The organism is Syntrophus sp. (in: bacteria), from assembly GCF_040768185.1.
Taxonomy (GTDB): domain Bacteria; phylum Desulfobacterota; class Syntrophia; order Syntrophales; family Syntrophaceae; genus Syntrophus; species Syntrophus buswellii.
Window position 1 is genome coordinate 245,272 of the sequence record NZ_JAXGNC010000001.1, and the last position, 20,172, is coordinate 265,443.

Consider the following 20,172-nt stretch of genomic DNA (forward strand, 5'->3'; position numbering starts at 1 on the left):
GCCGTGATTGTGTGCATAAAGGGATAAATCCGTCCCGAAGGTGCACGACGCAGCAGGCGTTCAACCGGGAATTCCCATAAGGTTCGATGCGATGAAGAAGTAGATGATCAGACCCACCACGTCCGCCACGGACGTGACCAGGGGGCTGCTGGCCACGGCGGGGTCCATGCCCAGCCTATAGAGGATGAAGGGGAGACCCGCGCCGATGATATTCGTCACCACGACGATGGAAGCCATAGCCAGGAAGAGGACCAGGGCCATCTGGACACCGCCCCGGTAGAACCCGAGCATCCAGCTGAGCAGCCCCAGGGCGAGCCCCAGGATGAGGCCCACCACGAGTTCCCTGCCAACGGCCCAGGTGTACTGGGCCGGCTTGACTTCGCCCGTGGCCATGGCCCGGACCATGAGCGTGGCGGACTGGGATCCGGCATTGCCCCCGGTGGCAATGAGCAGGGGAATGAAAAAGGTCAGGGCGATGGAGGACGTGAGCAGGTCTTCGTGGTAGGCGATCACACCACCGGAGGCCATGTTCACCAGCACCAGGGCGGCCAGCCACCCGACCCTCCTGCTGAACAGGGTCCACAAGCCGGAGTCCCGGTAGCTGATCTTCAGGGGGCTGACAGCGGCCGACAGCTGGATGTCCTCGGTGGCCTCCTTCTGGGCGACGTCGAGGACGTCGTCCACGGTGACGATGCCCAGGAGCACCCCACCGGAATCCACCACGGGCAGGGTGACGAGGTCGTAGTGCTGAATCAGCCTGACCGCCTCCTGGCGGTCCTCGGAAGCGGTGATGCTGACGAAGGAACGGTCCATGATCCGCTCGACCGTGTCATCGGGGCCGGCAAGGATGAAGCGCCTCAAGCTCAGTGTGTCCAGGAGCCTCCACCGTGCGTCCACCACATGAATGACATGGATGGTCTCGCTGTCCCGGCCCCTCTCCCGGATGTGATCCAGGGCCTGCGCCACCGTCCACTCAGGCCGGACCGCAACGTAATAAGGGGTCATGAGTCTGCCTACGCTTTTCTCCGGGTACCCGAGGAGATGCAGGGCGTCTTTGCGATCGACCGGGTCCAGGAGGTTCAGGAGGCGCTGGGTGGCCATGCCCGGCATTTCCTCGAGAAACTCGGCCAGATCGTCGGGATAGAGGTCGGCCAGAAGCTCCCGCGCTTCCTCATCAGAGAGGTCCTTGAGCAGCTCATCCTTTTTGAACGGTTCCAGGTACGAGAAGGCATCGGAAGCCAGCGACCTGGGCAGCAGGCGGAAGAGCAGGACGCGTTCCTGCTTGCCCAGCGCAAGGAGGACATCCGCGACATCAGGCGGGGGGACGTCGCGGAGCAACACCCTCACGCCGGCCCAGTCCTTCCGGCCGAGCAGTGCCAGGATTTCAGTCATCACTTTGCTATTGTCACTCATGCACGCCCTCCCGGAAAAGACGGGGGTTTCGCATGATGAATCGCCGTATCCAGAGCTCGATGAAGGACTGCCGCTCGCGGACCATGTACCACCAGCCGAGCAGGCTGACGGCCAGTGCCCCCAGGGCATCCACGATGAGATCCCACATGGTGTCCGTCAGGCCCGACGGGTCGCCCGCCATGGGCTTCTGCATGTTCATGCCGAAGACTCGGTCCATGGCAAACTCGAAGATCTCCCAGAGCGCACCCATGGCCACGGCGAAGGTGAATGCGAAGAACGCCACGAACCGCGGGAGCATGTGGACGTCGATGCGGTCAGCCTCGTTGAGCACGTATATGAGGAGGAAGCCCAGGATGCCCAGGAGCAGGCCCGATGTGGTGTGCAGAGTGATATCCCACCACCAGAACCGCTCGTAGAAGTTCCTGACCTCCCCCAGGAAAAGGGCGGCGAACATGAACACGATGGCCAGCAGCTGGAACTCGGGGGATATGTTTACCGGGAGGCTTTTCCTGAAAACAACGGGTGCCGCAGTGATCGCCATGATGAGACTCACGGTGAAGGCCGTCATCCACTGGCCCTCGAAAAGCAGCACAACGAGCTCGATGGCCATGACCACCTGGAGAGCAATGACCACCCAGCGGTGGACGCGATCGGCTATGCTTGTTGGAAGATCCTGATATATCATTTGTAGCCACCCTTCTTTCCCAGGTTGTGGACCGCCTCGACGCCCAGCAGGAAGATGCAGGAGACGATGACGAACCACAGGAGGCAATGTCGAATCTGTGAGCAATCCGTTAACGTTGACGAACAGGTAGATCTTCATGAGAGTGCAGCAGGTAGAAAGGAGCTTCCCTTCCACGAAGAGCAGAGCCGTCAGCTGGGCGTCGAGGAGAGCGCGGCACACCCTGCCAGGGCAAGGAGCATGATCCTCCTGCAGGTGATGATCCGGCCCAGCTCGCGCGGGATTTTACGGGTGGCGTCCGGAAAGAACGCCCTCCGCCGGGCGATTCCGTCCGGAGCCGTTCGTCCCGGGTTTGGTGGTCTGAGCCTTCCGTTCCCATATTCGAGGCCCGCCTGGAGTTCCGCCATCCGGCATGATATCTGCGGATGGCGGGAGGACGTTCCGGAAATCGAAGATGAAGTATCGTAAATACTTGTACTATCGATGCGGGAATATAGGGAATTCATCAAGGTGTGTCAATGAAAATAAGGTGCCATGCCGTGGGGATGGCGGCATACGAACCGGATCATTTCCGCCATCCTTGATATTACACTTGAACCAGGTGGAGATGAATCCTGCTGATGAATTTATTTTCTTTTGCCGATGGTCCCTTCAACCTTATTTAAATCGTTCGGGTCAACGTCTACCAAAGAATTGAGCACGAGCCATTGGTTTCTCGATTAACGGGTTACGGATATCTGGCAGGTTTAGCAAAAGTATCCCGTGATTCCGACCATTTCTTAAGTAAAAAACCCTATGGAAGATAAAATGTTGCGAGCTTGGTGTAAGCGTTAAGTGCAAAAAATAACGGGATATCCCCGATTGTCAAGGGACGATTTATGTTTTATTGTTCCAGGAAGCAACTTTAGTGGTTCTGCAAAGGGATAAGCAAACTCAGGACGTGAATAACGGTCATTCATCTCACACCTTTCATGTTATTGCCTCGATATGCGGGATTTTGGATCTGAGTACGTGGAAAGGGGGTGAAGAACAACTGAAACAGGGGGAAAACCCGATTCCATAGAGAGTGACCATCCGGAATCTACTCATCAGAGAAGATATCTGAAACGCCCTCTCCCCCTCATTTCCGACGACAGCGTACCATAGGTCCAAAACATAGCCAACAGCGTCCAAGCGGAGCATCCCTGGCTGAACTGGCGTTTGATTCTGGTTGGTCAGCTTTGAGTAAAAACATGTAAGCTGAGTCATTAGACCAGGCATGACGCTCAATAAAGGACGAGGAAGCCGAAAAGATACTTTTCCTTAATTCTGAAATGCATTCATGAAAGGAGTAAACCCCATGAAACGGTTTGGTTTGGTCTTGGTTCTATTTGCTTTTTTTGTGGCACCTGCTTATGGTTCAGTCGTAGGTGAGACGTTACAAATTGAATGGTGGTATCCGTCAGCTGGAAGTGTCTATTCGTCTTGGACGGGCACGGTTGTCGATCCCGGAAGCGAGTGGTATGCAGGTTCCGGAGTTGGAAGTATCGATGTCAAGGCTGGCGAAATAACGATAGAGAACGTGACCATGGGATGGAGTGGCGGTTCCGGGTGGAATGGATTTGTCTTCAAAAACCTTACGGGTGCCACGCTCTTCACATCTCTGAACCTTGTCTCAATCGGAGGATACCCGCCGCCCGTTGATCCGATACTGTCCTTCACGGCGGACACTCTCTACATAAACTTCAACGCCAGCGGGGTCGATAATGTGGGATCTGGTACTGGTCAGCTTTACACGTTTGCCTATACCTCCAGTGCCGTACCGCTTCCCCCGGCCGTTCTTCTTTTTGCACCGGGTCTCGTTGCTCTTGGCGCAATGAGAAAGAGGTATTTGAAATAGAGAGGGATTTGAAAGAAAAAACCTGAAAGGCACTCAAGCGGGGCAGGGCTTGCAGCTCGGCCCCGCTTTATTCTGAGTAAAAGTAGATCGTCTCATCCAGAATTGCAGAGACCTGTTCTCTCCCCATCTCATTATCGAGCATGAATTTTATCTCCATTAGATGTATCCGGCTTTTGCAGAATGGGAACTTTCGATTCTGGAATATAAGGATATTGAGTTTCTAAATTCATAAAAACTGAAAAGATCGTTGGAGTATCTCCGGAATGTGCATCGCATGACTGTGTCCGAAAGGATGGCAACCGACTTTTTCATCGAATTCGGCCTTTTCACCGACTTCCCCATTACCGTTGGCGGACATTTGCAAGCCCGGGTGAGAGCCATTACAATACGTTCCCCCAGTTGATGATCCCGGGGATGATCCAACGCATGCTTATGTCGGATAACGAGCGCATTGGGAACATTTAGGCCGGCTTATTCGTTTTGGCCAGCTGGAAAGGGAAGGCCCCCGGTCCTTTACCCCGAGAATCCCTTGGCGATTATGCCGCTGAAGTAGCTAATATGATGGAGAAATCATTGACAACAGGTCTGTTCTGTGCGATAGGTATCGCTGCGACAGAGAGTGTGAGGGGCGGAATTTGAAACCAGGATATTCCTTAAGGCCATTCTCGAGTGAAGAATCGTGGGCTCCGTGAGAGATTCACTTCGTTCGGGTACGTGCCTGATTGGCAGACTGGTCGTTCACCTGCATTACCAGGGAACGGGAATCGGCACTACGCTTATGAAGAGCCTGGAGAAGGCGTTTTCTGAAGCGGATCGGTTGAGCTCTTTACCGGCAACAAGAGCATGAACAATATCCGCCTTTACGAAAGGCTCGGGTATGAAGCGTATCGCGAAGAGGATCTGTCGTTGGATGTCCGCCTTGTCTTCATGGAGAAACGACGATGAGAAGACGCCGGCCGGGTGCTGAAGGCGATCATGCCCTCCTCCGGCACTCCGGGTTCGTTTCGTGTCAAGCGGGGATGCTCCATCAATAACCATTAACAAGAGAGAATGCCATGCAGCAGACACTCCTCATTACGGGTCTCACCTGTTTGATCGCTGCCATTGTGGGAGGAGGCCTCAAAGCTTTTGGAATTGAAATTCCGCTTCTGAGTTCGCGTGTCCGTCAGGTGGTTCTGGGACTGTTTGGACTGATCCTGATTGCGGTCGGGCTCTTTCCATTGTTTCCTCCAGGATCTGTCACCGTCTATGAAGACAATGTGCCGGATACAAACAGTCACGGGATACGCTTTCTGGAGTTAACGGCAAAAAGCGTCCACAACCCGCCCAAGGTAAATGACCGAATCCGTGTTGAATTTACGATGCAGAATGCCGGCGACAAGCCTGTTGATCTACTGGGGATATGGGTTACGGCCTACGACCCATCTGGAAAGCAGAAAGATTTTGCCTACCTGAAAATCAACAGGACCATGATGCCCCTGGAAAAAATTACAACCTCAGGAGAAAGGACGCTTGATACGGCTGGGACATGGGAATTGGGTCCCCACTATGCATTGGGGGAAAGATGGGACGGTGAACGCTATCCAGGTCACTGGAAGCGCTTCCATCTGGCGGTGATGCCGTGAAGATCCTGACGATGACACCCGCGGCAGCGCCCCAAAGAATGCCGCAGTCGACCTAGCGGGCTTGCGCGTCTCATTTTGAGCTTATTGTGCGGCTTGAGACCGGCTCCGCTGAAGCGGCCTTATTACGTCTCACCCCGGGCGGTTCACATTCCCCGTTATGCAAAAAAGAGAAAAGAACAGATCCTCCATTCGTATGACAGAATCCGGAAACACACCGAAGGACTGCGTGAAAAGAGACCGCGATGCGTCTCGCCGATATACCAACTCTTGGATGTGTCCGATCTGAGCGAAGGGTTTCATGTCCGGATGCCGGGGAATCTTAAGTACCCGACGTTAAGAATGCGGAAACGGCATAGGCTGTACAAGGGGAAAGAGATGGTGTTATGACCTGCTGACAACACCATGCCGTCGGGGCAGAAAACGGGGACGGGATTTTTCAGGACGGACGATATTGTAAGGACATGACGCATCGAGCCGACCCGGGTGGACAAGCCGCCCTCAGGGCTCGGCAGATGTACGGCAAGGAGAGTAACTCCATGACAAAAGCCTATGTACACGGGTACGATCTGCAGGAAAACATCCGTTTACAGGATCAGGCCGACACCCTGATCGATCTGCTGCATTCCGACACGGCATACCCAGCGGGAAGCCTCGTCCTGGAAGCCGGCTGCGGAGTCGGTGCACAAACGCTGACGCTGGCGCGGAACAGCCCTGGAGCTTCGATCGTATCCATGGACATCTCTGCAGATTCGATCCTGCAGGCTGAAGAGAAGATCCGCGCGGCAGGGCTGGCCAATGTCCGGTTCCAGCAGGGGGACCTCTACCATTTGCCCTTTGCTGCAGCATCCTTTGATCACGTCTTTGTCTGCTTTGTTCTGGAACATCTGAGCGATCCGGGCCTTGCCCTGCAAAGGCTGAAGGCGTGTCTGCGGCCAGGAGGAACAATGACGGTGATTGAAGGCGACCATGGTTCCGCATTTTTTTATCCTGACAGCAATGAAGCCCATGCCGCGATTTCCTGCCAGGTCGAACTGCAGTCCCGCGCCGGCGGAAACGCGCGAATCGGAAGGTCCCTCTATCCGTTGCTGGTCACTGCCGGGTTCAAAGAAGTTCGGGTCTCACCCAGAATGGTCTATGCCGACTCCAGCAGGCCGGAAATCGTCGACGGATTTACGAAAAAAACATTCACGGCCATGATCGAGGGGGTGCGTCAGTCGGCCATCGAGGAAGGCATCATAGACCCCGCCACCTTCGACAGGGGAATCCAGGCTTTATATCGGACAACCGGGCTGGACGGTACCTTTTGCTACACATTCTTCAAGGCCATGGGGAAGGCATGAATGCCGGGCATGCCTCCTGCTTCACGGTAGATCCCTATGGAAATTGGATACGGCATGTCAATCCCTGGACCGAGCGGACCGGAATCATGGCCTGCCTGCCGTTATGAACACTGTCCATTGCCCGGCGCGGAAAATCAGCGCGGCTGAAACGCGTCGTCGGCCATCACTGGAGAGAAAATGCGGGCGCACTATTTTCAGCATGTCCCTTTTGAAGGGCTTGGAAGTATCGAACCCTGGCTGGGTTCCAAGGGGTACGATCTGACCGGAACACGGTTTTTTGAAGCAGCAGATTTACCGGATCGCAAAGAAATCGATTTGCTTGTGATCATGGGCGGCCCTATGAGTGTGAATGATGAAGGAAGATTCCCATGGCTGTCTCTGGAAAAGAACTTTGTCCGTGAAATGATCGAGTCTGGGAAACCTGTCCTGGGAATATGCCTTGGCGCTCAGCTCATTGCAAACGCCATGGGGGCGCAGGTCACTGCCAACCCAGAAAAGGAAATCGGCTGGTTTCCTATCCATGCCGTTACCCCAGTCGATGACGACGCCTTCCGTTTTCCGCCTTCGGAAACCGTTTTTCACTGGCACGGGGAAACCTTTGATTTGCCTGCGCGTGCGATACGCCTCGCCAGGAGTGAAGGGTGCGGGAACCAGGCCTTTCAACTCGGTAAGCAGGTGATCGGCCTGCAGTTCCACCTCGAAACAACCCCGAATTTGGCGCAAGATCTTGTCTTCCATTGTCGCGAAGAGATCGTTCCATCACGATATGTTCAAACGGCGGAAGAAATCCTGTCAGTAAGCCCGAGCCGTTATCAATCGGTCAATGATCTGATGAGCGGCGTCCTGTCCTATCTTGTACGATAGCGACATCGACGGGTGCCCCGCGTTGGAGCGACTCATGAGCGATGAGACGAACGCCGAGAGCTTCCGGCTGGCACCGATGTCCGCAATGATTCGGACCGTTACGCTTCTTCTTCTGGCGCTGCCGGCTGTACTGCTTGCCGCGCCGCTCTTCGGGGAAAGGGTGCCTGCCGAACCCGCCCTGGTCATCATCGCCGTATACGCTTGGATCTGGCTTCGGTTCCGGCCGAGCCGGTTTGTCGTCCATCGCAGTGGAATCGAGGTGTGCTGGCCCCTCAAACGCAGAGGGATTCCGCGAAGGGACATCTCGAATGTGCGGCTGATCGACGGGGAGGAACTGAAGACGGAAACCGGCTGGTGCGTGCGGGTCGGATCAGGCGGACTCTGGGGAGGATTCGGTTGGCTGTGGACGAGGCGCCGGGGTGTCGTTCAGATGTATGTCTCGCGCACCGATGGTTACGTGTGGATCGAGCGTTCCGGCAAGCGTCCGTGGTTGATCACACCGGAGCAGCCGGAAGCATTTGTTCGTGCGTTGACGCGTTAGTGCACGTCGGAATTCGTTGCGGAGAGATCCTGTGCGCCGGGCCAACCTGTGGGCCTGTACCGTCGCCATGATGGGGATATCTGAGCCTGCCGGGGATTTGAACCGCAATGTTCAGTCGACCATCCGGGATTCGAAAACACGATACTGGCGTTTGGTCCAGAAAAGGATAAAAAGAAAGGCCAGGGCATTGGCGAGGGGCTGGGTCATCCACACGCCGGTGATGCCGAAAAGGTGAGGCAGGCCGAACAGAAGGGGAAACAGGACCAGGGTGTCGCGGGCAACCAGGAGAAGCATGGCCGTGATTCCACGCCCGAGGCCGATGAACATGTTGATCCACATCAGGCTGGGGGCGGCGGTCAAAAGCATTAAAAAGTTGATGCGAAGGGCCGTTTCCGTCAGGGCCTGCAACTGCGGGTCGGGAGAGAAAAACGTTGCAATCGAATGTGCGAAGACTTCTACAGCCAGGCAACTCAGCACGGCGATGCCGACGGAGATTCTGACGGCGACCTTGACGGTCTCCAAAAGCCTGGAATAGAGGCTGGCCCCTTCACTGAAGCCCACCAGCGGCATCAGACCCTGCCCGAAGCCGTAGAGCATCATCATGATCAGACCATTTGTCCGGAAGATAATGCCGAGAGTGGCGACGGCCAGGTCGCTGTACCCGGCGAGGATGGAATTGTGCAGCAGCATGCCCAGGCTGACCACCAGATTGATGACGATAGAGGGAAATCCTGTCGAATAAATGGAGTAAATGATGGGGAGATTCGGGCGTAGATGTTTCCATTTCAGCCGATACTTTGAGCTTTTCTGCTGGAGGTAATAAAAGGACAGCAGAGCGCCCGAGATCTGGGAGATCACCGTGGCCAGGGCGGCCCCCTGTATTTCCAGGCGGGGGAAAGGCCCCAGCCCGAAGATGAGCAGGGGTTCAAGGATGGCGCTGACCGCGGCAATAAAAAAAACGGAAAGCATCGAGGCATTGGGCCTGCCTTCCGCCCGGAGGAGATTGTTGATCATCATGATCAGAAAAAGAAAAGGGACGCCAGGCATGACCGTGACGAGATAGAGGCGTGAAAGGGGGAGGATTTCGTCCGTGGCGCCGAAGAGTTTCAGAATCGGAGCCGGAGCGGCTAGAATCACCCCGGCAAGCAGAACGCCCAGAGCGGCTGAAAGAAAAAAGACCTGCCCCGCCGTCTGGCGGGCCTTGAGAAATTCCTCCGCTCCGAACATCCGGGCGGCGTAGGAACCGGCGCCTATCCCCGTTCCTACTCCGATGCCGCCAAAAACCAGCAGGATGGGAAAGCAGATGGTTAAAGCCGCCATGGCTTTAGAGCTTAAACGGGCCAGCCAGAAGGCTTCAATGAGGTTGAAAAACGCCATGATGAGCATGGCGGCAATGGACGGTCCGCTCATTCTGAGCAGCAGAGGCACAATGGGACCTTTTCCCAGATCAAGGATCTTGTCATTCATGGCGCTTTGATTTATAGGCAGAATCTGTTCAAGACAAAGGAAGCAAGGGGAGGAATCGCACGACGGGACATTCGGCCGTAATTTCTTTCTTCTCTTGCCCGGAGAAAGGTACCTGCTAACATTGAATACTCCAAAAGATCAAGATCATTTATTGACATGAGCAAAAATCTCATCGTCATCTTGGGCCCTACGGCATCGGGAAAAACAGGGCTGGCGGTCCGCCTCGCCCTTGACCTGAATACGGAAATCATTTCCGCGGATTCACGGCAGGTCTATCGGGGAATGGATATCGGAACGGGCAAGGATCTTGGGGATTACCGGATCGACGGAAGAAACATCCCCTGCCACCTGATCGATATCGTGGATCCTGATTACGATTTCAGCATGTTTGAGTATCAGGCCCGCTTTTACCGTTGTTTTGCGGAGATCTCGTCCCGGGGGATGATCCCCATCCTCGTGGGCGGTACCGGATTATACCTCTCCGCCGTTCTCGAAGACTATCGAATGGATGCCGTTCCGGAAAACATCGAGTTGAGGGAATCCCTGAAGGAGAAATCGATCGAGGAACTTCGGCAGCGACTGCTGGCGCTCAATCCGACCTTGCACAATACAACGGATCTGCTCGATCGCTCCCGCATTCTTCGCGCCCTTGAAATCGCTGAATTCCCGCGGAACAGGGAGGCAGGCTCCACAGGGGAACGACCAGCCATCGATCCCCTGGTGATCGGTATCCACTGGGATCGGGAGTCGCTCCGCAGACGGATCACCCTCCGGCTGAATGAGCGGCTGGCCATGGGTCTGATCGATGAGGTGAAAGAGCTCAACCGGTCCGGGATCTCCTGGGAGAGGCTTCATTCCCTGGGCCTCGAATACCGGTATGTCGCGCTTTATCTTCAGAGGAAAATGTCCTGTACAGAAATGGTGCGAACCCTTACGAACCGCATTTTCCAGTTCTCAAAAAGACAGGGCACATGGTTTCGCCGAATGGAACGGCACGGCATCAAAATTTTCTGGGTTGAGGGAAGCGATTACGAATCCTTGGAAAAACTGACCCGCGGGATTCTGACCGCATGACTCAGCCCGGCTTCGTTTTCGACTACCTGACAAAGTGTCGCTACGAGTCCTCACACACCTTGAGCCCCGGTGAAGATTGTCTTCAGGGCATTCTGCAGGCCGTGGTCATTCCCGTTTTGGCTGAAAGGGGCCATCTTTTTTCGACACTGGCCAGCCTGGCCGGCAACGCCCCCGACAAGCTGGAGCGGACGCTGGTCATCTGCGTCGTCAACAACCGCCCCTGTCCCTACACAAGCGCGGAGGCGATTGAAAACAATCAACGGACCCTGGAGATTCTTCGGGAACTGGGAAGAGGGCGACTTCCCCCTTTCGAAGAGGGCGGAGGCTTCCTCATCGAAGACTGCCGGCGGATTCTCCAGGGAAGGCTGCGCCTGGCCTATGTGGATGCCTCTTCACCGGGAAGGGAGCTGCCCCTGAAACAGGGTGGGGTCGGTCTTGCGAGAAAGATCGGTCTCGATGCGGCGCTTTGCGTCATGGATTTTACCGGTTCCGATCCTGGTCTGCTCCTGTGCCTCGATGCGGATTCCCCCGTGGATCGAAATTATCTGTCCGCCGTACGCCGCTTTTATGAAGGCCGGAAACCGGGAGCTGCCGTCGTGCCCTATGCCCATCCCCTTCCCGCAAACCCGAAGCTGCTTGCCGCCATTGTCCGGTATGAGCTCTACCTCCGCTATTATGTCCTCGGGCTGAAATTTGCAGGATCCCCTTACGCCTTCCACACCATCGGTTCCACCATGAGCTGCAGCGTCCGCAGCTATGCTGCCGTCCGGGGGATGAACCGCCGCGAGGCGGGGGAGGATTTCTATTTTCTGAACAAGCTGGCGAAGCATTCTCCCGTGGGAACCATTTCAGGCACACAGGTGTACCCGTCTCCCAGGGTTTCCCGGAGGGTTCCCTTCGGCACGGGACAGCGGATGAACAGTTCCCTGGAGGGAACGGACCGGGAGGACATCTTTTATGATCCCCGGGCCTTCCGGGTTCTGAAGTCCTGGCTGAAGGGGATGACAACATGCATCGGTAACGGTGGGGATTTTACCCTGCGGATGGCAGAGGAGATCTCACCCCTTCTTCCCTCTTTCCTGGAACGGAATCAGTTCCCCCATGTCTGGACGAAGATCTGCAGGACGCACAGGAGTCCGGAAAAACGTCTCGAGCATTTTTCGGAGTGGTTTGACGGGTTCAGAACCATGAAATTCCTCCACCACCTCTCGGACACCGCCTATCCAGCGTGTACGATGGGACGGGCTTTACCGCTGCTGCTGGAGTGGATGGAGCATCCTCTCGAGGAAGTCTGGCGGGCAAAACGAGACGGGAGCGATCCCGGGCTGGACGTGCAGATCGAAATGCTAAAGAATCTGAGGCATTATGAGTTTCAGGGCGAAAAATAATCTTCGGAAATTTATTCGAATCACCTCTTGACCTTTACAGGCACTTTCCCTATACTTCGCCCACTTAATTGAAAAATCTGTCTTATCAGCATTAATGCATGAACATTCAAAGGAGATCATATGTCATCACCAAAGGACAAGGGAGTACGAGCCATTTTTTCAACAGCAATACTTTGCCTGAGCTTTTTACTGGCCTTCGGATTGACGGCCTGCCAGAAACAGGGGGAAAAAGAGACCGCTCTTAACGAAACAACCGGAAAGTCCAACGCATCCGATCCATCGAAACCTGCGAAGGATACATCGGTCGCCCTTGGACCCGGTGGGGCCGTCATTGAGGTGGATGGGGCGAAAATGACCAAGGCGCAGCTGGATGCGGAAGTGAACAGCAAACTGTCGGAGATTCAGGACAAAATACCGGCTGAAAAGCTCGACCAGGTCAAAGCCAACATTCAGAAGGGACTTGTTGAGGATTTTGTTGTCAAAACCCTGCTGAACAATGAGGTAAACCGCCTGAAAATCACCGCGACGAACGAGGAAATCGATTCGGCGATTGAAAAACTGAAATCAACCCTCCCCGCCAATATGACCCTGGAAGACCTTATGAAGAAGAACCATCTGACCAGGGAAAAAATGCGGGAAGAGATTCAGCTTGGAATCCGCATCAACAAGCTCATTTCCCCGCAGATCAAGAATCTGCCCGTGCCAACGGAGAAGGAAATCTCCGATTTCTACAAGAACAACCAGAATCGCTTCAAGGTGCCTGAGGCCGTACACGCAAGACATATTCTGATCGCCAAGGCCCCCGGAGACAGTGCTGCGCTTCTTGCCCAGAAAAAGGCAAAAGCGGAAGGCCTGAGAAAGCAGATTTCGGCAGGAGCCGACTTTGCCGAGCTGGCCAGGAGTCATTCAGACTGCCCAAGCAAAAGCAAGGGGGGAGACCTGGGTAATGTCACCCGGGGACAGATGGTAAAGCCCTTTGAAGACGCGGTTTTCGCATTGAAAAAGAATCAGATCGGTCCGGTTGTGGAGACGGAATATGGATTCCATGTAGTGCAGGCCCTGGGTGTGCGGCCGCCAAAGACCATCGCCTTTGACGAAAAGACCAAGGCGATGATTTCGGCTTATCTTCAGCAGCAGAAACAGCAGGATGTTTTCAAGAACATGATCAGGAGCCTCAAGGAAAAAGCAAAGATCGTGTCCTATCTCTCCTGAGGCACGCAGACAGATAGACAGAGAAATGCAGGGGGCCTCTCATCTGTTCCTGGATGAGAGGCCCCTTTTCGTTTCGAGAACAATCCGCGGATCGCCCATGAGGTGATTTTAGCGCCTTCTCTCTACATCTGATCGGTGTCTACCCCCCGCAGCAGATTCTTAAGGGCTTCGGCGCGTTCAGTCGAAAGACTCCCTTTCTCCACACCCAACTCTACGGTTAGAACGCCCATCTCCTGGTAAATGCGTAGAAAGTGGGGCAGCTTGAGGTAAAAGGCGTCCAGATGCTTCTGGACCGTACCCGTATCGCCGCGGGCGATGGGACCGGTCAGAGCCGAGACGGTGCCCTGGCGCTCGATGTTCCTGATCGTTCCCAGGACCAGGGGCCAAAAGGCCTCGATGGATTGTTCACGGGTCAATCCGAAAGAGGCATAAATGGTTTCCACGGTGTGCAGCAGCGTCGTCAGATAGTTGGACGCCATGCAGGCGGCGGCATGATACAGGGGCTTGTCCGCCTCACGGACCAGGAAGGGCTTCCCTCCAAGATCCCTTACCAGTTTTTCGGCCCAGCCGACGAGCTCTTCCTGGGCCGTAACGCCGAACGCGCTGCCCGGCAGGTTCTCAATAGCTCCCCGGATATCTGCAAAAGACTGGATTGGATGAATGCTGGCGACCAGCGCGCCTGAACGGCGGGCCGACTCCAAGAGATCGAGCCCCCCGGCGCCGCTCATGTGCACAACCTTATTCCCCGGCAAAATGGCCCCGGAATCGCTCAGGGTCCGGCATGTTCCGGCAATTTCGTCATCAGGGGTCGTGATCAGGATGACATCGGCCTTTCGGGCTGCTTCTTCAGGGCTGGAACAAGGCTGAGCCGACGTGTAGGAGAGAATGTCCACCAGGGCGGAGGGATTCCGATCCGAAACGGCAGCAACGCCGTAACCGGCCTTCTGAAGGAGATAGGCCATGGCCGTACCGACCTTTCCTGCTCCGATAATCGCTATTTGCTCAATGGAACCGTTCATGAATTTGAAGGAATCAGAAAATGTTCGCCATAAAAAACCCCGGAAAAGGATCTGCAAGACCGATCGATGGGTTTTTGGCCATCCGAGTTTTCATGCATTCAACCCCTTTCGTCTCAGTCCATTCCGTTGTGGATCCAAACGAATGTATTTCTAACACAGGGTAGAAAAAAATCAACCGAAATGACGTTTCTGCAGGCAGTCAGGCAGAGGCGGATCATGCCTTGTCATTCCGCAGCAATTTGGATATAGTTCGAACCATCTGCAACAGGAAGGATTTAGACGAACATGAAAGCCGTAGAGCTGATGATTTTCGATTTTGACGGCACGCTGGTCAATTCCGGCACCGATCTGGTGAATGCGGTCAATTACACGCTGAAGAGACTTTCGCTGCCCGAACTTCCCGGCGGGAAAATCATCAGCTTTGTTGGGGATGGAGTTCATAAGCTTCTGGAGCGCTCTCTGGGGCGCTTTTTCCCGGAATACTTCGATGAGGCGATGAAAATCTTCGACCTTTACTACACGGAACACCTGCTGGACCATACGGCAACCTATCCGGGAGTGGAGGCTGTCCTCACTCACTTTTCCGACAAAAAAAAGGTCATCATGACCAACAAGCGGCATCATTTTACCGTGGAACTCACGGACGCCCTCCATCTGACCGAATATTTCGACGAGATCATCGGGGCGGACAGCAGGCCTTATTGTAAACCGGACAGGCGTCTCGTCGATCCTCTTCTCGATCTCTATGGTATCCCTCGGGAAAAAGCCGTCGTTGTCGGTGACGGGATCAATGATGTTCTTCTGGCCAAAAACGCCGGCCTGATCAGTTGCGCTTTCTTGAATGGCCTGGGAAACCGGGAGGAACTCCTGTCCCTGCAGCCCGATTTTGTCTGTGAAGGCCTGCTTGAGATGATTTCGTTCTTCTGTTGAGGAGGGGCAGAGGGCGATGCTGAACAAGATCCGGCACAGCGTGCAAAAGTTCGGAATGCTGCAGGGTGGTGAGCACGTGGTCGTCGCCGTTTCGGGAGGGCCGGATTCCGTTTCGCTTCTGCAGGTTCTTGCGCTTCTTGCACCAGAGTACGGCCTGACGTTGACTGCAGCCCATCTCAACCATGGACTGAGGGGGGCGGAATCGGATGCCGAAGAGAGGCTGGTCTGCCGGTTATGTGGGGAAAGGGGGATTTCCTGCGCCGTCAAAAGGGTAAACCTCACGGAGCTTCGACAAAGGGGGCGCCGGAGGCGCTCCCTGGAGGATCTTGGGAGGGAGGAGCGCTATTCCTTCTTTTCGGCGCTGGGGGAAAGGGTCGGCGCTTCCCGGATTGCCCTGGGGCATCATCGGGAGGATCAGGCAGAGACCGTCCTGATGAATCTAATCCGGGGCAGCGGCCTGGAGGGGTTGAAAGGCATCCTGCCCGTTAGGGACGGGATTTTTATCCGCCCGCTCATCGAAGTCAGCCGGGAAGAGATTCTGACGTTTCTCCTGACACAGGGTATTCCCTTTTCCGAGGACAGCTCCAACACCCGGGATGTCTTCCTTCGAAACAGGATCCGTCACCAGCTGATTCCCCTCTTGCAGGCGCACTACAATCCCCGGATCGTCGATGCCCTGAACCGGACAGCCTCGATCGTCCGCCGCGAGGATGACTGCCTGGAGACGACGGCTCGCCGGATTCTTGACACCTGGCAGATTCCCGATTCAATGGCGGGGGAGGGGGCAGCGCTCGATATTTCCCGGCTGACGGGGATACCCGAAGCGCTTCAGCACAGAGTGGTAAAAGGCCTGCTTGAACATTTGCTCTCCGGCTCGTTCCGGATAACCTCACGGCATATCGGGGCGGTCATCGATCTCTGCAGGGGGGAGAAGCCAGCCGGCGATGTCCACCTGCCTGGACAGGCCGTGGTGAGGAGGGAATACGGGCGGCTGATCCTGTCGCGCGGAAGGGAAGACACCCCGCCGGCAGAGACGGCGGGCACGGGGGGGAGGATCCCCGGCCAATTCTGTTATCCCATTGAATTTCCAGGTTGTGTCGAGATCAAGGAGCTTGGCAGAATCGTCAGAACCGCCTTTGTAGAAAAGGCTCACCGGGAAGCTGCAGGGGAAGGAAGCCTTGCCGTCTGCCTGGATTTCGACAGGGTGCAGATGCCCCTGACCATCCGGAATCGACGGGAGGGGGATCGCTTTCAGCCATCCGGCATGAAGGGAACAAAGAAATTGAAGAACTATTTCATCGACGAAAAGATCCCGCGCCGGCGACGGGATTCCATACCGCTGCTGGCGGATCGCCAGTCCGTGGTCTGGATTGCGGGGCATCGACTCAGTGAGCGTGTTTCGGTAGATAAAAATACGAAGCATATCGCAAAAATAGAAATTATTTGAAATTGTAAAAGGATTAATGTAATTGTGGCCGGAAACTTGATTTCTTGGACAATCTGCTTGATGGAAAGAACCTAACGTAGCCACTGGGAAATAAAAAGGAGCATCTTTATTGAATTCTTTGCAGAAAAATATTGCACTCTGGCTGATCATCAGCCTCGTCTTTGTGCTTGTGTACCATCTTTTCAGCCAGCCAAAAGGCCAGGAGGAAACGATCGTTTTCAGCGATTTTATCTCCTATGTCGACAAAGGTCAGATTACAGAAGTGACCATGCAGGGGGACAACATCACCGGAAAGATGACAAGCGGAAAAAAATTCAAGAGTTACGCCCCCAATGATCCGAGTCTCATTCCACTGCTGAAATCCAAGGGGGTGCGTATCACGGCCAAGCCGGAGGATGAATCCCCGTGGTTTGTGACGGTTCTCGTGTCATGGTTTCCCATGCTCCTGCTCATCGGCGTTTGGATCTTCTTTATGCGGCAGATGCAGGCCGGTGGCGGAAAGGCCATGGCCTTTGGCAAAAGCCGGGCGCGACTGATGACAGACAAGACAAAGAAAGTGACCTTTTCCGATGTCGCAGGGATCGATGAAGCCAAGGCGGAACTGGAGGAGGTCATCGAATTTCTCAAGGATCCCAAAAAATTCACCCGCCTGGGCGGGCGGATTCCCAAGGGTCTGCTTCTGGTAGGCCCTCCGGGTACAGGAAAAACGCTGCTTGCCAAGGCGATCGCCGGTGAAGCCGATGTGCCTTTCCTGAGCATCAGCGGGTCCGATTTTGTCGAGATGTTTGTCGGGGTTGGCGCCTCGCGGGTGAGGGATCTCTTCACCCAGGCCAAAAAGAATGCCCCGTGCATTATCTTCATTGATGAAATCGATGCTGTGGGTCGGCACCGGGGTGCCGGTCTCGGGGGAGGCCACGACGAGCGGGAACAGACGCTCAATCAGCTCCTCGTGGAAATGGACGGCTTTGAATCCAATGAAGGCGTCATCCTCGTTTCCGCGACCAACCGTCCCGACGTGCTCGATCCGGCGCTGCTCCGGCCGGGTCGGTTCGACCGGCAGGTGGTTGTCCCCCTTCCCGATGTCAAGGGGAGGGAAATGATTTTTCAGGTGCATTCCCGTAAAACAACCCTGGCGGATGACGTGGAATTTTCGATTCTCGCCAGGGGAACGCCGGGGGCGTCGGGAGCGGATATAGAAAACCTGGTGAATGAAGCGATTATTCATGCCTCACGCCTGGGAAAGGATAACGTGGAGCTTGCGGACTTCGATTTCGCAAGGGATAAAATCCTTATGGGCGCCGAGCGGAAAAGCATGGTCATCAGCGATGAAGAAAAACGGAACACCGCCTATCACGAGGCGGGTCACGCCCTGGTCGCCCGATTGCTGCCGGGAAGCGACCCCATCCACAAGGTGACCATCATCCCCAGGGGAAGAGCCCTGGGTCTGACGCAGCAGCTGCCCGTCGATGAAAAGCACACCTATCCAAAAAAGTTTCTCCTGACGAACATTACGATTCTCCTGGCAGGCCGGGCTGCAGAGGAGCTCACCCTCAATGACTTTACCACGGGTGCCGGCAACGACATCGAACGGGCCACCCACATAGCCCGAAAAATGGTATGCGAATGGGGCATGAGCGATGTCCTCGGGCCGCTCAGTTACGGGGGAAAAGAAGAGCAGATTTTTCTCGGCCGGGAGTTTGCCACCCACAAGGATTACAGCGAAGAAACAGCACGGCGGATCGATGAGGAGATATCCGCCATCGTGACAGGCTGCTATGAAAATGCCAAAAAAATTCTTCTGGATAACAAGGATACGCTCAATCGGCTTGCCAGTGAGCTGCTGGAAAAGGAAGTTCTGAACACCGCCGAGTTGGATGCCATCATCGGAATTCCGACGGCGGGGGTCGAGAAGGAAGGAGAACAGGGCAATCCTGCCGATGGGGAAGCCTGAGTCGCAGTGTTCCCTCCGCATTTCATCTCTCCAGTCGGCGTTTCAAGGGTAAGCTAAATGGGCAAAGCTCAAGAAGCAAAACGGTTCCGCCATCCCCTGAGATCCCTTTCCGGCTTCTCGCCGTCAGAGCTTGCAGCGCTTATGCAGAGCATGGGCGTCGATCCCTACGGGATCGACGCCATGCTTCCTAAAATGAGGCATCTCAATATCCTCATTGAGGGGCTGGAGTGCAAGGTTGCCAATATTCTCAAGCAGGAGATGCTTTCCGTAGGCGGAGATGCGGCCGTGTCGCGACAGTCCGTATCCTGTGCCGTTGAACGGACCGATGCCATCCTCATGGGAACGGAAAAGCAGCTGAGACGCCTTGCGGAGAAGATCTCCTGCCAGCCTTTCGGACTGCGGGCGATATCCGGGCGCCTGAAGGATCTTCTGGCCCGGGAGGCCCTGGAGTGGATTTCCCTGAAAACGGCAAAACGGGAACTGGTTTTCGGTGGAAAGACCCACATCATGGGTATTCTCAACGTGACCCCCGATTCATTTTCCGATGGGGGAAAATACCTTCCCCATGATCTGGCTGTCGCGCATGGGGTTCAACTGGCAGAGGCGGGGGCGGACATCCTGGATATCGGAGGGGAATCGTCGAGACCGGGTGCGGAGGCGATTTCGCTGAAGGAAGAGGCGGAGCGGATTCTGCCGGTAATCAAAAAACTGGCGCAGGAAATCGACATCCCCATATCCATTGACACAACGAAATCCGAAATCGCCCGGGAAGCCCTGGCGGCGGGAGCGGAAATCATCAACGACATCAGCGCAATGACGTTTGATGAAGCCATGAGTGAAGCGGTGAGGGATTCGGGGGCGGCCATCGTCCTTATGCACATGCGTGGGAAGCCGAAGGATATGCAGCTCGGCGACCTGACATACCGTTCCGTACAGGGAGATGTTTTCGCCTACCTGGAGGAGCGCATTGACCAGGCGGTTTCCGAAGGGCTCAGAAAAGAGCAGATGATCATTGATCCGGGATTGGGATTTGGAAAAACCCCTGCGGATTCTCTCAAGCTTCTAAAGCACCTGCGTGAGTTCCGAGCCCTGGGGCGGCCGATTCTCGTCGGGCCCTCAAAAAAGCGCTTTGTTGCCCTTGGGTCAGGCGGCCCGGAGTTCCTTTCCGATCCGCAGCAGCGGCTTGAGGGAACGGCTGCCGCCGTAGCCGCAGCCATTATGAACGGGGCCCACATCGTCCGGGTGCATGATGTCCCTGCGATGAAAAAAGTGGCCGCCATGACGGATGCCCTGCTCTCTGCGTAGCATTTCAACCCCCGGTATTTTCTAAGGAGACAAGA

The 20,172-nt window shown here is 55.3% G+C and carries 18 protein-coding genes; 14 read left to right on the forward strand and 4 right to left on the reverse strand.

Annotated features, from left to right (window positions below):
• Window positions 1-60: 60 nt before the first annotated feature.
• Together mgtE and AB3175_RS01180 are read right to left on the reverse strand one after the other, a co-directional pair.
• Window positions 61-1,413: a magnesium transporter gene (mgtE, locus tag AB3175_RS01175; protein ID WP_367359106.1), complete on the reverse strand. Its 1,353-nt coding sequence runs from the start codon at window positions 1,411-1,413 to the stop codon at window positions 61-63.
• Entirely contained in the window at window positions 1,406-2,098 is a 693-nt protein-coding gene (locus AB3175_RS01180; protein ID WP_367359107.1) for a hypothetical protein, read from the reverse strand. Before AB3175_RS01180 ends, mgtE begins: the two co-directional genes overlap by 8 nt.
• 66 nt (window positions 2,099-2,164) lie before the next feature.
• On the opposite strand from AB3175_RS01180, the gene AB3175_RS01185 reads away from it, so the two are divergent.
• The 7 genes from AB3175_RS01185 to AB3175_RS01215 all read left to right on the forward strand — a co-directional run bounded on the left by AB3175_RS01185 (window position 2,165) and on the right by AB3175_RS01215 (window position 8,344).
• A complete protein-coding gene (locus tag AB3175_RS01185) occupies window positions 2,165-2,563 on the forward strand; it encodes a hypothetical protein (RefSeq protein ID WP_367359108.1) in 399 nt (132 codons plus the stop codon).
• Window positions 2,564-3,434: 871 nt separating this feature from the next.
• A complete protein-coding gene (locus AB3175_RS01190) occupies window positions 3,435-3,974 on the forward strand; it encodes a hypothetical protein (RefSeq protein WP_367359109.1) in 540 nt (179 codons plus the stop codon).
• Between the two features lie 688 nt (window positions 3,975-4,662).
• A complete protein-coding gene (locus AB3175_RS01195) occupies window positions 4,663-4,821 on the forward strand; it encodes a GNAT family N-acetyltransferase (RefSeq protein ID WP_367359110.1) in 159 nt (52 codons plus the stop codon).
• Between the two features lie 208 nt (window positions 4,822-5,029).
• Window positions 5,030-5,599, forward strand: coding sequence for a hypothetical protein (locus AB3175_RS01200; protein ID WP_367359111.1), 570 nt, complete (start codon window positions 5,030-5,032; stop codon window positions 5,597-5,599).
• Window positions 5,600-6,135: 536 nt separating this feature from the next.
• Complete coding sequence (locus tag AB3175_RS01205; RefSeq protein ID WP_367359112.1) at window positions 6,136-6,939, forward strand: class I SAM-dependent methyltransferase; 804 nt, start codon at window positions 6,136-6,138, stop codon at window positions 6,937-6,939.
• A 177-nt stretch (window positions 6,940-7,116) separates the two neighbouring features.
• Window positions 7,117-7,803: a type 1 glutamine amidotransferase gene (locus tag AB3175_RS01210; protein WP_367359113.1), complete on the forward strand. Its 687-nt coding sequence runs from the start codon at window positions 7,117-7,119 to the stop codon at window positions 7,801-7,803.
• Window positions 7,804-7,837: 34 nt separating this feature from the next.
• Window positions 7,838-8,344 carry a PH domain-containing protein gene (locus AB3175_RS01215; RefSeq protein WP_367359114.1) on the forward strand — a complete coding sequence of 169 codons (507 nt, stop codon included), beginning with the start codon at window positions 7,838-7,840 and terminating at the stop codon, window positions 8,342-8,344.
• A gap of 111 nt (window positions 8,345-8,455) precedes the next feature.
• Here AB3175_RS01215 and AB3175_RS01220 read toward each other — a convergent pair whose 3' ends face one another.
• Complete coding sequence (locus tag AB3175_RS01220; RefSeq protein WP_367359115.1) at window positions 8,456-9,811, reverse strand: MATE family efflux transporter; 1,356 nt, start codon at window positions 9,809-9,811, stop codon at window positions 8,456-8,458.
• A 156-nt stretch (window positions 9,812-9,967) separates the two neighbouring features.
• On the opposite strand from AB3175_RS01220, the gene miaA reads away from it, so the two are divergent.
• From miaA to AB3175_RS01235, 3 genes are all read left to right on the forward strand, one after another.
• The gene (gene miaA / locus AB3175_RS01225) at window positions 9,968-10,885 is read left to right on the forward strand and encodes a tRNA (adenosine(37)-N6)-dimethylallyltransferase MiaA (protein WP_367359116.1); all 918 of its coding nucleotides are present in this window, start codon (window positions 9,968-9,970) and stop codon (window positions 10,883-10,885) included.
• On the forward strand, window positions 10,882-12,273 hold the full coding sequence (locus tag AB3175_RS01230) for a hypothetical protein (protein WP_367359117.1): 1,392 nt from the start codon (window positions 10,882-10,884) through the stop codon (window positions 12,271-12,273). The genes miaA and AB3175_RS01230 overlap by 4 nt, the downstream gene beginning before the upstream one ends.
• A 120-nt stretch (window positions 12,274-12,393) precedes the next feature.
• Window positions 12,394-13,485 (forward strand): peptidylprolyl isomerase, encoded by a 1,092-nt coding sequence (locus AB3175_RS01235; protein WP_367359118.1) that lies wholly within the window; start codon window positions 12,394-12,396, stop codon window positions 13,483-13,485.
• A gap of 122 nt (window positions 13,486-13,607) precedes the next feature.
• On the opposite strand, the gene AB3175_RS01240 is transcribed toward AB3175_RS01235, so the two are convergent.
• Entirely contained in the window at window positions 13,608-14,504 is an 897-nt protein-coding gene (locus AB3175_RS01240) for a Rossmann-like and DUF2520 domain-containing protein (RefSeq protein WP_367359119.1), read from the reverse strand.
• A 285-nt stretch (window positions 14,505-14,789) separates the two neighbouring features.
• On the opposite strand from AB3175_RS01240, the gene AB3175_RS01245 reads away from it, so the two are divergent.
• The 4 genes from AB3175_RS01245 (at window position 14,790) to folP (ending at window position 20,137) form a co-directional block, all read left to right on the forward strand.
• Window positions 14,790-15,434 carry an HAD family hydrolase gene (locus AB3175_RS01245; protein WP_367359120.1) on the forward strand — a complete coding sequence of 215 codons (645 nt, stop codon included), beginning with the start codon at window positions 14,790-14,792 and terminating at the stop codon, window positions 15,432-15,434.
• A gap of 16 nt (window positions 15,435-15,450) precedes the next feature.
• Window positions 15,451-16,881, forward strand: a complete 1,431-nt coding sequence (gene tilS / locus AB3175_RS01250) for a tRNA lysidine(34) synthetase TilS (RefSeq protein WP_367359121.1) — start codon at window positions 15,451-15,453, stop codon at window positions 16,879-16,881.
• 109 nt (window positions 16,882-16,990) lie between these two features.
• The gene (gene ftsH, locus AB3175_RS01255; protein ID WP_367359122.1) at window positions 16,991-18,832 is read left to right on the forward strand and encodes an ATP-dependent zinc metalloprotease FtsH; all 1,842 of its coding nucleotides are present in this window, start codon (window positions 16,991-16,993) and stop codon (window positions 18,830-18,832) included.
• Window positions 18,833-18,889: 57 nt separating this feature from the next.
• On the forward strand, window positions 18,890-20,137 hold the full coding sequence (gene folP / locus AB3175_RS01260) for a dihydropteroate synthase (protein WP_367359123.1): 1,248 nt from the start codon (window positions 18,890-18,892) through the stop codon (window positions 20,135-20,137).
• Window positions 20,138-20,172: the final 35 nt, after the last annotated feature.

What these genes read in the sequence shown, in the direction of transcription:
- mgtE (WP_367359106.1), bottom strand. Translation starts at nt 1,413, where the DNA reads ATGAGTGACAATAGCAAAGTGATGACTGAAATCCTGGCACTGCTCGGC.
- AB3175_RS01180 (WP_367359107.1), bottom strand. Translation starts at nt 2,098, where the DNA reads ATGATATATCAGGATCTTCCAACAAGCATAGCCGATCGCGTCCACCGC.
- AB3175_RS01185 (WP_367359108.1), top strand. Translation starts at nt 2,165, where the DNA reads ATGACGAACCACAGGAGGCAATGTCGAATCTGTGAGCAATCCGTTAAC.
- AB3175_RS01190 (WP_367359109.1), top strand. Translation starts at nt 3,435, where the DNA reads ATGAAACGGTTTGGTTTGGTCTTGGTTCTATTTGCTTTTTTTGTGGCA.
- AB3175_RS01200 (WP_367359111.1), top strand. Translation starts at nt 5,030, where the DNA reads ATGCAGCAGACACTCCTCATTACGGGTCTCACCTGTTTGATCGCTGCC.
- AB3175_RS01205 (WP_367359112.1), top strand. Translation starts at nt 6,136, where the DNA reads ATGACAAAAGCCTATGTACACGGGTACGATCTGCAGGAAAACATCCGT.
- AB3175_RS01210 (WP_367359113.1), top strand. Translation starts at nt 7,117, where the DNA reads ATGCGGGCGCACTATTTTCAGCATGTCCCTTTTGAAGGGCTTGGAAGT.
- AB3175_RS01215 (WP_367359114.1), top strand. Translation starts at nt 7,838, where the DNA reads ATGAGCGATGAGACGAACGCCGAGAGCTTCCGGCTGGCACCGATGTCC.
- AB3175_RS01220 (WP_367359115.1), bottom strand. Translation starts at nt 9,811, where the DNA reads ATGAATGACAAGATCCTTGATCTGGGAAAAGGTCCCATTGTGCCTCTG.
- miaA (WP_367359116.1), top strand. Translation starts at nt 9,968, where the DNA reads ATGAGCAAAAATCTCATCGTCATCTTGGGCCCTACGGCATCGGGAAAA.
- AB3175_RS01230 (WP_367359117.1), top strand. Translation starts at nt 10,882, where the DNA reads ATGACTCAGCCCGGCTTCGTTTTCGACTACCTGACAAAGTGTCGCTAC.
- AB3175_RS01235 (WP_367359118.1), top strand. Translation starts at nt 12,394, where the DNA reads ATGTCATCACCAAAGGACAAGGGAGTACGAGCCATTTTTTCAACAGCA.
- AB3175_RS01240 (WP_367359119.1), bottom strand. Translation starts at nt 14,504, where the DNA reads ATGAACGGTTCCATTGAGCAAATAGCGATTATCGGAGCAGGAAAGGTC.
- AB3175_RS01245 (WP_367359120.1), top strand. Translation starts at nt 14,790, where the DNA reads ATGAAAGCCGTAGAGCTGATGATTTTCGATTTTGACGGCACGCTGGTC.
- tilS (WP_367359121.1), top strand. Translation starts at nt 15,451, where the DNA reads ATGCTGAACAAGATCCGGCACAGCGTGCAAAAGTTCGGAATGCTGCAG.
- folP (WP_367359123.1), top strand. Translation starts at nt 18,890, where the DNA reads ATGGGCAAAGCTCAAGAAGCAAAACGGTTCCGCCATCCCCTGAGATCC.